This window comes from Streptomyces sp. NPDC051963, assembly GCF_044593495.1.
Lineage (GTDB): Bacteria > Actinomycetota > Actinomycetes > Streptomycetales > Streptomycetaceae > Streptomyces.
The window spans coordinates 371,886-382,495 of the sequence record NZ_JBIUCC010000002.1 but is presented as its reverse complement, the minus strand read 5'-3'; the positions used below and the strand labels follow the sequence as shown (position 1 = coordinate 382,495).

11 protein-coding genes and 1 pseudogene are annotated in these 10,610 nt (G+C 70.1%); 6 read left to right on the top strand and 6 right to left on the bottom strand.

The annotated features are described in order from the left end of the window. Positions 1 to 161: 161 nt before the first annotated feature. Positions 162 to 356: pseudogene (locus ACIHFB_RS08250) on the bottom strand (NADPH-dependent FMN reductase); the annotation flags it as partial. 250 nt (positions 357 to 606) lie between these two features. Continuing rightward, a complete protein-coding gene (locus ACIHFB_RS08245) occupies positions 607 to 735 on the bottom strand; it encodes a hypothetical protein (RefSeq protein WP_365278753.1) in 129 nt (42 codons plus the stop codon). A 5-nt stretch (positions 736 to 740) separates the two neighbouring features. Between ACIHFB_RS08245 and ACIHFB_RS08240 the strand changes: the two genes are divergently transcribed. Next, entirely contained in the window at positions 741 to 1,325 is a 585-nt protein-coding gene (locus tag ACIHFB_RS08240) for a DinB family protein (protein WP_365278756.1), read from the top strand. Positions 1,326 to 1,621: 296 nt separating this feature from the next. Here the strand turns inward: ACIHFB_RS08240 and ACIHFB_RS08235 are convergent, their stop codons facing one another. Further along, the gene (locus tag ACIHFB_RS08235) at positions 1,622 to 2,206 is read right to left on the bottom strand and encodes a hypothetical protein (RefSeq protein ID WP_400125947.1); all 585 of its coding nucleotides are present in this window, start codon (positions 2,204 to 2,206) and stop codon (positions 1,622 to 1,624) included. A gap of 89 nt (positions 2,207 to 2,295) precedes the next feature. After that, entirely contained in the window at positions 2,296 to 2,919 is a 624-nt protein-coding gene (locus tag ACIHFB_RS08230) for an NADPH-dependent FMN reductase (protein ID WP_400125945.1), read from the bottom strand. 285 nt (positions 2,920 to 3,204) lie between these two features. Between ACIHFB_RS08230 and ACIHFB_RS08225 the strand changes: the two genes are divergently transcribed. Beyond that, complete coding sequence (locus ACIHFB_RS08225; protein ID WP_365278762.1) at positions 3,205 to 3,726, top strand: hypothetical protein; 522 nt, start codon at positions 3,205 to 3,207, stop codon at positions 3,724 to 3,726. A 108-nt stretch (positions 3,727 to 3,834) separates the two neighbouring features. After that, positions 3,835 to 4,452 (top strand): class F sortase, encoded by a 618-nt coding sequence (locus ACIHFB_RS08220; protein WP_365278764.1) that lies wholly within the window; start codon positions 3,835 to 3,837, stop codon positions 4,450 to 4,452. Between the two features lie 45 nt (positions 4,453 to 4,497). On the opposite strand, the gene ACIHFB_RS08215 is transcribed toward ACIHFB_RS08220, so the two are convergent. Next, on the bottom strand, positions 4,498 to 5,283 hold the full coding sequence (locus tag ACIHFB_RS08215; protein ID WP_365278767.1) for a TSUP family transporter: 786 nt from the start codon (positions 5,281 to 5,283) through the stop codon (positions 4,498 to 4,500). A gap of 130 nt (positions 5,284 to 5,413) precedes the next feature. Then, positions 5,414 to 6,046 carry a LuxR C-terminal-related transcriptional regulator gene (locus tag ACIHFB_RS08210; RefSeq protein WP_400125943.1) on the bottom strand — a complete coding sequence of 211 codons (633 nt, stop codon included), beginning with the start codon at positions 6,044 to 6,046 and terminating at the stop codon, positions 5,414 to 5,416. Positions 6,047 to 6,415: 369 nt separating this feature from the next. On the opposite strand from ACIHFB_RS08210, the gene ACIHFB_RS08205 reads away from it, so the two are divergent. Genes ACIHFB_RS08205 through nirD form a run of 3 tightly spaced genes read left to right on the top strand, consistent with a single transcriptional unit; the run spans position 6,416 to position 10,593 of the window. Further along, positions 6,416 to 7,630: an NAD(P)/FAD-dependent oxidoreductase gene (locus ACIHFB_RS08205; protein ID WP_400125941.1), complete on the top strand. Its 1,215-nt coding sequence runs from the start codon at positions 6,416 to 6,418 to the stop codon at positions 7,628 to 7,630. Next, positions 7,631 to 10,246 (top strand): nitrite reductase large subunit NirB, encoded by a 2,616-nt coding sequence (gene nirB, locus ACIHFB_RS08200; RefSeq protein ID WP_400125940.1) that lies wholly within the window; start codon positions 7,631 to 7,633, stop codon positions 10,244 to 10,246. After that, positions 10,243 to 10,593 carry a nitrite reductase small subunit NirD gene (gene nirD / locus ACIHFB_RS08195; RefSeq protein WP_365278778.1) on the top strand — a complete coding sequence of 117 codons (351 nt, stop codon included), beginning with the start codon at positions 10,243 to 10,245 and terminating at the stop codon, positions 10,591 to 10,593. The genes nirB and nirD overlap by 4 nt, the downstream gene beginning before the upstream one ends. Positions 10,594 to 10,610 lie beyond the last annotated feature (17 nt).

Genomic DNA, 10,610 nt, shown 5'->3' with positions numbered 1-10,610 from the left:
TAGACATGCCAACTTAAGGGAAATCGAGAGGACCACAGATCATTCAGCCAGTTTCGGCCGAGAGTTAACGTGACCAGACGACTCGCCGCTCCATCTGAATACGAAGAGAAGGCGAATCTAAGGTGTACGCAGGAGAAGGGCAGCCCAACCCCCAACCTCCAGCCCCACCACACCAACTGATCCAGCATCACCTTCACCGCCGCGTCCGGCATGGACGGCTCCTTCGTGTGGCCCTCTTCATCGAAGGACATCCCCGCGTTGTGGAAGGAGACGGTGTCGCGGATCGTCACGGCGTGGAGTTCGGCGTAGACCTGGCGGAGGTGTTCGACGGCGCGCAGGCCGCCCCCGGGCGCACCGGGGTGCCCTCTGCCACTGGTGTGTTCGGCCAGGGCTTCAGGACCGCGTCGCGTGTCACCGGAGGCGTGAGGGCGAGGCAGTCGGAACACCACAAGCACCCTTTTGGCGCCGGTCTGCGGCATCAGATCACGTGTCGCCGTCGGTTCTGGTCGGCGATGTAGTGGCGCCTGCGGTCTGCCGGCGGCTGATGGTCGTCCCGGCGACCCGGCCGCGCGGGTCCGCGTCAGCGGGCCTGCCTGAGACGTTGTCTCACGTGGCAAGTTTCGCGAGCTTCTCGTAGCGCGTCAGGGCGGCTGCCATGGCCAGGCCTCGGTTCTGCCAGTCGTTGCGGACCACGTACGGGATCTTGAGAGCATGAGCGGCCCATGGCAGGCTCATGCCGCATGATCGATGACTTCGCGAAGGACAACCTGCACGGGAGACTGCGGCGGGACCGCAAGGCGCTGCTCTGGAAGCTCGACGGCTTGTCCGAGTACGACGCCCGCCGACCTCTGACAGCGACCGGGACCAACCTCCTCGGCCTGGTCAAACACGTGGCCACCGTCGAGGCCAGGTACTTCGGCGAGGTCTTCGACCGCCCTTCCCCGGAATCGCTGTGCCGGTGGCAGGACTCCGACGGCAGCGATCAGTGGGCGGCCGAGGACGAGACCCGCGATCAGATCATCGGGTTCTACCGGCGCACGTGGGAACACTCGGACGCGACGATCGACGAGCTTCCCCTCGACGCCCCCGGCCACGTGCCGTGGTGGTCGGAGCCGTATCCCAACACCAACCTGTTCGCCGTCATGGTCCATGTCCTCAGCGAGTCCGTCCGGCATGCCGGGCACGCCGACATCCTGCGCGAGGGCATCGACGGCCGGACCGGGTTGCGCGCCGAACACGAGCAGCCGATCGACGAGGAAGCGCGCGCAGCCTACTGCGCGAAGATCGAGCAGGCCGCCAGGTCGGCCGCACCAATCAAGGCTTAGAGGTGGCTTTAGAGGGGGCTTAGAGGTGGCTTTGGAGGGGGCTTAGAGGTGGCTTTGGAGGTTGTCTCATGTGACGTGATGTTCGGCTTCGGCAACGTCGCCCGCCACCGCGCATCGCCGCTTCACGGTACGGACCGTGGCCGGTCCGTGGCGTCGGCTGCACCGGGCGGTGCTGGACGGACTCGGGGCCCGGGGCGAGGTCGATCGCGGGTCGATCCCGGCAAGAAGGGCAGCAAGCTGCGCGAGCGCGGGGCTGATCTGCTGCCGGACGTCATGCCCGCCCAGGTTGTGCGGGCTCAGTCGTTGGCCGCCCCGTAGTGCAGGACTCCGTCCAGCGGAAGCAGGTAACCGATTCCGCGTGACTCCGGCAGCCTGCCCGCCAGCGTCGCCGCATCGGTGCATCCAGAGACTTCGAAGCCGATCACGGCGAGGCTGAAAGGCGTACGGCGGAAGGCTCGGGCCCCTACGGCTGCAAGCCAGTCGTCCATGACGGCGGACCTGAAGAACGATCCGCCGTCCCAGTAGGCGATACCCGCCTTGCTCAACGCTCCGACGGGAACGTAGAAGTCCAGCCAGTCGCTGCTCTCATCGCCCCCGCGGATCGCCACGCAACCGCACACCGCCGGCCGGCCGGTCGGCAGGCGCACCTGACCGCGGAGGTGGCCGTACTCGGCCAGGGAGGCGGCCGAGCACGACACGGGCTCCTGCTCCTCGGGCTCACGGTCTCGGAACGCAAAGCACCCCTGCACACCCGCCGCGGACCAGACCGCACCCAGAACTTCCTGGATCCGGGCGTCATCGGTTGATCCAACCTCGATGGCCAGTTCGTAGAAGCCATCGGCCCAGTTGCTCTGATCGCGGAATGAAGCAGGATTCGACATGAGGCGATCATGGAACACGGCTCTGTCCTCCGGCATCCTCTTTCAGCGCCGAGCGGCACCAATCGAGAAGACCTGCCACCCACCACCCCCTACCCCACATACGGCCACCGCCCCCGCGCCTCCCGCAACCCCCTCCCCCACCACACCAACTGATCCAGCATCACCTTCACCGCCGCGTCCGGCATGGACGGGTCCTTCAGGCGGCCCTCGTCGTCGAAGGACGTCCCCGCGTTGTGGAAGGAGACGGTGTCGCGGATCGTCACGGCGTGGAGTTCGGCGTAGACCTGGCGGAGGTGCTCGACGGCGCGCAGGCCGCCCGCGAGGCCGCCGTAGGAGACGAGGGCGACCGGCTTGGCGCGCCATTCGGTGAAGTGCCAGTCGATGAGGTTCTTCAGGCCGGCGGGGAAGGAGTGGTTGTACTCGGGTGTCAGGACTACGAACGCGTCCGCGGACGCCAGCTTCGGAGTGACCTCGGACAGTTCGGCGGTGGCCTGCGGGGTCGGAGCGAAGGACGTCGGGAGAGAGATCTCAGCGACATCCACCACCTGCGGGGTCAGATCTTCGTGGTCCTGGATTCGGTCGAGGAGCCAGTCCGCCACCACCGGGCCGAAGCGGCCGTGGCGGTTGCTGCCGATGACGAGGGTCAGGTTGAGGGGGGCCGTCGGGAAGAGGGAGGGGGAGGATGCGGATGCGGGGGCTGGTTGGGTCTGCATGGGGCACAGCCTCGTAGCTCAAGCTTGGTTGAGGTCAAGCCTCGGCGCGCCGGCCCCCGGGGTCACCCGTTCACACCCTTGCCCCCGCACTCTTCGGGTTCTTTGCCGACGGTCACCTGCCACACGCTCGTGACCTGCCGAAACACCACCACGGGAGGTCCCACGGAACCCCCGCCCGACACCCGTTCACCCCATTTCTGACGCCCGCTCAGGAAGCGCGCTCGGCCTCTTGGCTTTTTCCTCGGTAGGGAAACCAATGATGAGCTCGATCGACGGGGAGCCCCGATGCGACGTACCGCCCGCCTGCTGTCCGGTGCCGCACTCGCCGTCGCCGCCGCGGGCCTCGGCACCGCGCCCGTGTACGCCGCGGACGTCGGCAGTCTGGACGTGTATCCGTCCTCCGTCGTCCCGGGCGGCCAGGTCTCGGTGAACACGAAGGCGTGCGGTGACACGGGGACGGCGGCGGGCGACGCCAGCGCGGTCGGCGCGGGGGCGTTCACGCTGGCGCCGAGCACCCACGAGGACAACGCCATCGGACAGTTCAGGGTGCCGCCGAGCGCGCAGCCGGGGACGTACGAGATCGTCGCGACCTGCGCCAAGGACGGCAAGCGGGTGGCGGGCGACCTGGTGGTCACGCTGACCTCGGCCCGTGAGCAGGTGCACCCCAGAGGAAGCGTGAAGACGGGGGTCGGCGGCGCACTGGGCCCCGATCCCGTACAGACCGCGGCCGGCGTGGCGGCTCTCGCCGTCGCCGCCGCGGGCGGTACCTGGCTCCTGCATCGCCGGGCGAGAGGCGACGGGATCTGACGGACACCCTCCGCTGTCCGTCCGCCGGTACCGCACGTCCCCTCCCCCTCCGGGTCCGACGCCCCTCGCGGCTCGGAGGGGGATCGGGCCCAGCTCCAGGAGGTCGTGATGCGCAGGTTGGGCAACGCCGCGATAGCGGGCGTGACCATAGCCTCTCTGTGCTCCGGCGCGTGGCTGCTGAGCAGCGGCGCCCGGACGCACACGCCGCCGCAGCCGTCCGCGGCGCAAGCGCACGCCGACCTGGCCCCACGGTCCGCCGCGCCCGCGCTGCCCCCCTCCCCGCCGGACCGCATCCGCATCCCGTCGATCCGCGTGAACGCCCCGCTGATGGGCCTCGGGCTGACGAAGACCGGCAGTCTGGACGTGCCGCCGGCCAAGGAGAAGAACCTCGCCGGCTGGTACGAGGACGGCACCACCCCCGGCGAGACGGGCACCGCCATCGTCGCCGGGCACGTCGACAACACCGAGGGCCCCGCCGTCTTCTACGGCCTCGGCGCCCTGAAGAAGGGCAGCACGGTCGAGGTGGACCGGCGTGACGGGGGTGTCGCCCTGTTCACCGTGGACGCCGTCGAGGTGTACAACGCGAAGGACTTCCCCGACGAGAAGGTGTACGGGGCGGCGCGGCGGCCCGAGCTTCGGGTGATCACCTGCGGCGGGGGCTACTCACGGACGACCGGCTATCAGGGGAACGTGGTCGTGTTCGCGCATCTGACCGGCAGCCGTTGACCTGAATCAGGCCACGCGATTCCGGTGCGCCGAAGCCCTCTCCCCCTACGCCGGCCACTGCTCATACGCCATCTTCGCCACCAGCGTGAAGACGACGGTCAGCAGCACGGCCCGCACGAACCCGCTGCCCTTCTTCAGGGCGGTGTGCGCCCCGACCATGCCACCGACCAGGTTGAAGACGGCCATCAGGGCGGCGAGCTGCCAGTACACCGTGCCCTTCCAGGCGAAGGTGGCCAGGGCGCCCGCGTTGGTGCAGCAGTTGACGATCTTGGCGGTGGCGGAGGCGGTCACTAGGTCGAGGTGGAGCATCGCGGTGAGCGCGAGGACGAGGAAGGTGCCGGTGCCGGGGCCGATCAGACCGTCGTAGAAGCCGATGCCGAGGCCCGCGAGACCGATCGCGGCGAGCACGCGGCGCGGCGAGACGGGCGTCGTCGCGGGGGCCGTCCCGAAGGCGGGGCGGAGGATCACGAAGGCTCCGACGCCGACCAGCACCACCATCACGATCGGCTTGAGCAGGTCCGTGCTCATCCCGGCGGCCACGAAGGCCCCCGCCGTCGACCCGGCGAGCGCCGCCAGCCCGATCCGTACGGCGAGCCGCACGTCCACCGGGGTCTTGCGGGCGTACGTCACCGCGGCCCCCGTGGTGCCGACGATCGCGACCGCCTTGTTCGTGCCGAGCGCGTACTGGGCCGCCGACGCCGAGTTCGGCAGGCCGAGGAGCAGGGTGGGGAGCAGCAGGAGACCGCCGCCGCCGACCACGGCGTCGATCCAGCCGGCCGCGAGGGCGGCGGCGCACAGGACGACGACCATGGTCAGCGATATGTCGGGCATGATCGCGACCCTATGGACGGGGTCCGTGTGGCGTCCATCTATTTGAGGGGCATCTGAGACTGAGCTTCTGGGACTCAGCCCCTGACACTCGGTCTCTGGGACTCAGCCCCTGACACTCGGCCTCTGGGACTCAGCCCGTGCTCTCCAAATACCTCAGTACCGCCAGCACCCGCCGGTTCCCCGTGTCCGACGGCGGCAGGTCGAGCTTGGTGAAGATGTTGGCGATGTGTTTCTCGACGGCCCGCTCGGACACGGTGAAGGCCGTGGCGATGGCGTGGTTGGTGCGGCCCTCGGCCATCAGCGCCAGCACCTCGCGTTCACGGGGTGTGAGCGCGTCGAGGGCGTTGGTGCGGCGGCTCGCGCCGAAGAGCTGGGAGACGACCTCGGGGTCGAGGGCGGTGCCGCCGGCCGCGATCCGCTCCAGCGCGCCGACGAACTCGGCGATGTCGGCGACCCGTTCCTTCAGCAGGTACCCGAACCCGGCCGGGTTGCCGAGCAGTCGGGCGGCATGCGCGGTCTCCACGTACTGCGAGAAGAGCAGCACACCGGTGCCGGGGTGCTGCTCACGCAGTCGTACGGCGGCCCGTACGCCCTCGTCGGTCTGGGTGGGCGGCAGCCGGATGTCGACGACGGCGACGTCGGGGGCGTGCTCGGCGACGGCGGCCAGCAGGGCGTCGGCGTCCGCGACGGCCAGCGCACGGAAACCGAAGGTGGCCAGGGCGAGAGCCCGGAGTCGGTGAGCGAGCGCACGGAGCCAGGACATGGACAGCAACCTAGGCAATCCGTCCCGACGGCAGCTCCGCCGGCCACAACTGGAGCGCCGCCTTGCCCCGCCCTGACGTGCCCGCTGCCTCGCGAACCAGAACATTCCGGGCACCGCCCATCTGGCGCCTCCCTCGGCATGAGCTGCTGGAACCCCACGTCTCCACCCTGCCCCCGCCCCACTTCGTAGACGATGGTGGGGACACGGAAGCCGCTGGTTCGGTTACCCGTACCGGGCTCGTCTCACAGCCCGCCACCTGCGTGCCGTCCGAACCCTCACACGCTCTCCCCACCTCCGCTGAGGGCAGCGTTCCCCGCGGGAAACAGACGTGATGCGGTCGGGTAACACCGGCACCGCACGCTCAGGGGCATGACCTCGAATACGCGTGTGGTGGTGATCGGCGCCGGCCTCGCGGGCGTACGTCTCGCCCGGCGGCTCGGTGAGCTCGGCACGCCCGTGACGCTGATCGGCGAGGAGGAGCACCGCCCGTACAACCGGGTGCTGCTCGCCGAGGTGCTGGCCGGCCGGTACGCGCCCGAGGTGATCGCCCTGCCGACGCCCGCCGGGCTCGTCCGCACCCAGGTCACCGGAATCGACCGCGCCGGGCGGCAGGTGGAGTGCACGGACGGTTCGAAGATCGCATACGACACGCTGGTCCTGGCCACCGGTTCCAACCCCGTACTCCCGCCCCTGCGCGGTCTGTTCACGGGAACCCATGAACTCCCCGAAGGCGTCCACGCGTTCCGCACCATGGACGACTGCCTCGGCCTGTCCAAGGCGGTACGGCCGGGCGTGCGCGCGGTCGTCATCGGCGGCGGGCTCCTCGGGGTCTCCGCGGCCCGTGCGCTCGCCATGCGCGGCGCGCAGGTCGTCCTCGCCCAGCAGGCCGAGCGGCTCATGGAGCGCCAACTCGACCCGGCCGCCTCGAAGCTGGTGCTGCGGCATCTGAAGGACCTCGGTGTCGAGGTCCACACCGAATGCCGGGTGCGCGACGTGCGCTGTGTCGGCGGCGCGGTCCGCTCGGTCGAGATGGCCGACGGATACGCCCTCGACGCCGACGTCGTCGTGCTGGCCTGCGGGGTCCACCCGCGCGTCGGCCTCGCGCAGATCGCGGGGCTCGCCGTCCGCAAGGGCGTCATCGTCGACGACGAACTCCGTACGTCCGACCCGCACATCCGGGCGATCGGCGACTGCGCCCAGCACGACGGCGTCATCTACGGGCTCGCCACACCGGCCCTCGAACAGGCCGACGTACTGGCCGAGACGCTGGCGGGCCGGGCCGGCGCCCGCTACACCGGCACCCGTTCGCTGACCCGGCTGACCCTGAACGGGACGGACGCGTTCGACCTCGCCGCGTTCGGCGAGACCGTGCCGCGGCCGGGCGACGACGTCGTCCAGCTCGCCGACGCCACCCGCGGCACCTACCGCAAGGTCGTCGTCCGCGACGACCGCGTGGTCGGCGGCGTTCTGGTCGGCGAACTCGGCACCGTCGGCGCCCTGGCCCGTGCCTGGGAGGGAGCAGAGCCGCTCCCCGCCGACGGCGCCCCCCTGCTCCACCTGCTCACCAACGATGGAGGCTCCTGAATGACCGCCACTGAGGGGGCCACCCCCACGATCGTGCTCGTCGGCCACGGCATGGTCGGCCAGCGCTTCCTCGAAGCGCTCGCCGAGCGCGGCATGACCGCCACGCACCGCGTGGTCGTGCTGTGCGAGGAGCCGCGCCCCGCGTACGACCGCGTCGCCCTCACCTCGTACTTCTCGGGCAAGACGCCCGAGGACCTCTCGATGACCGACATGGAGTTCATCGAGAAGGAGGGCATCGAGCTGTACGTCGGTGACCCGGCGGAGACGATCGACCGCGAGGCGAAGAAGGTGACCGCCAGCTCGGGGCTGGTCGTCGACTACGACATCCTCGTCCTGGCCACCGGCTCCTTCCCGTTCGTGCCGCCGGTCCCGGGCAAGGACGGCACGGGCTGCTTCGTCTACCGCACGATCGAGGACCTCCTCGCCATCGAGGAGTACGCCAGTACCCGCACGACCGGTGCCGTGGTCGGCGGCGGTCTGCTCGGCCTGGAGGCCGCGGGCGCGCTGAAGGGGCTCGGACTCACCAGCCACATCGTCGAGTTCGCGCCGCGCCTGATGCCGGTACAGGTGGACGACGGCGGCGGTGCCGCGCTGCTGCGCACCATCGAGGAGATGGGCCTGGCCGTCCACACCGGTGTGGGCACGCAGGAGATCGTCGTCGACGAGGACGGCGCGGTCACCGGCATGAAGCTGTCCGACGGCTCCGAACTCGCCACCGACCTGGTCGTGTTCAGCGCCGGTGTCCGCCCCCGCGACCAGTTGGCCCGGGACTCGGGCCTCACGGTCGGCGAGCGCGGCGGCATCGCGGTCGACGAGCAGTGCCGTACGGTCTCCGACCCGCATGTGTTCGCGATCGGCGAGTGCGCGCTGGCGTCGGACGGCCGGGTGTACGGCCTGGTGGCCCCCGGCTACGAGCAGGCGGAGACGGCGGCGGCGACGATCGCCTCCGACGAGACGGAGCAGTTGACGTTCACCGGCGCCGACCTGTCCACCAAGCTGAAGCTGCTCGGCGTGGACGTGGCGTCCTTCGGCGACGCGCACGGTGCGACCGACGACTGCCTGGACGTCGTCTACTCCGACTCCCGCGCGGGCCTGTACAAGAAGCTGGTCATCGGCCGCGACGGCACCCTGCTCGGCGGCATCCTGGTCGGCGACGCGGAGGCGTACGGCACGCTGAAGGCCTTCACCGGCTCCGTCCCGCCGGTCTCGCCCGAGTCGCTGGTGCTGCCGGCCGGCACCGGTGAGTCCGCCCAGCTCGGCCCGACCGCGCTGCCGGACGACGCGATCATCTGCTCCTGCAACAACGTCCGCAAGGGCACGATCCGCGGTGCGGTCACCGAGCACAAGTGCACCACCGTGCCCGAGGTGAAGAAGTGCACCAAGGCCGGTACGACCTGCGGCAGTTGCGTCAAGGTCCTCGGCCAGCTGGTCACCGCCGAGCTGGAGGCGAGCGGCGTCGAGGTCGACAAGGGCCTGTGCGGCTGCTTCGCACAGACCCGCGAGGAGCTGTACGAGATCGTCCTCGCCCTGCGCATCAACACCTACCAGGACCTGCTGGACCGCTACGGCCGCGACGACGCCCGGGGCGGTGACGGCTGCGAGATCTGCAAGCCGGCGGTCGGCTCGATCATCGCCTCCCTCGCCCCGACGATCGGCGCCGACGGCTACGTCCTCGACGGCGAGCAGGCCACCCTTCAGGACACCAACGACCACTTCCTCGCCAACCTCCAGAAGAACGGCTCGTACTCGGTCGTTCCCCGTATCCCCGGCGGTGAGATCACCCCCGAGGGCCTGATCGTCATCGGCGAGATCGCCCGTGACTTCGGCCTCTACACGAAGATCACCGGCGGTCAGCGGATCGACATGTTCGGCGCGCGGGTCGAGCAACTCCCGCTGATCTGGACCCGGTTGGTGGACGCCGGCTTCGAGTCCGGCCACGCCTACGGCAAGTCCCTCCGTACGGTGAAGTCCTGCGTCGGCCAGACCTGGTGCCGCTACGGCGTCCAGGACTCGGTCCGCATGGCGATCGACCTGGAGCTGCGCTACCGGGGCCTCAGGTCGCCCCACAAGCTGAAGTCGGCGGTCTCCGGGTGCGCCCGCGAGTGCGCCGAGGCCCAGTCGAAGGACTTCGGCGTCATCGCCACCGCGGGCGGCTGGAACCTGTACGTCGGCGGCAACGGCGGCGCCACCCCGCGCCACGCGGACCTGCTGGCCCAGGACCTCGACGACGCCGAACTGATCAAGCTGATCGACCGCTTCCTGATGTTCTACATCCGCACGGCGGACCGTCTGGAGCGGACGTCGACCTGGCTGGAGCGGCTCCCCGGCGGCCTGGACCACGTACGCGACGTGGTCGTGGAGGACTCCCTCGGCATCTGCGAGGAGCTGGAGACGCTGATGACCGCGCACGTCGCCCACTACCGCGACGAGTGGGCCGCCACCATCAACGACCCCGAGAAGCTCGCCCGGTTCGTGTCCTTCGTGAACGCGCCGGACACCCCCGACCCGGTCGTCGGCTTCGTGCCCGAGCGCGACCAGATCAAGCCCGACCTGCCGCTGCTGTCCATCGGCATGCGCCCCGCTGAAGACGTCCTGGAAGGAACCGCCCAGCGATGACCCTGGCACCCGAGACGACCGACCTGAAGGTCCAACTGAGCCTCGACGACAGCTGGTTCACGGTCTGCGACCTGAACGTCCTGCTGCCGGGCCGCGGTGTGGCGGCCCTGCTCCCGGACGGCCGGCAGGCGGCCCTCTTCCGCGACCGCGCGGGCAACCTCTACGCCATCGACAACCGCGACCCGTTCACCGGCGCGGCAGTCCTCTCCCGCGGCCTCACCGGCACCCACAAGGGCCGCCCCTTCGTCGCCTCCCCCCTGCTGAAGCAGCGCTTCGACCTGGAGTCCGGGCAATGCCTGGACGACGAGGCTGTGCGGGTGGGGACGTACGGGGTGCGGACGGCGTAGTCGGCATGATCGGCCCG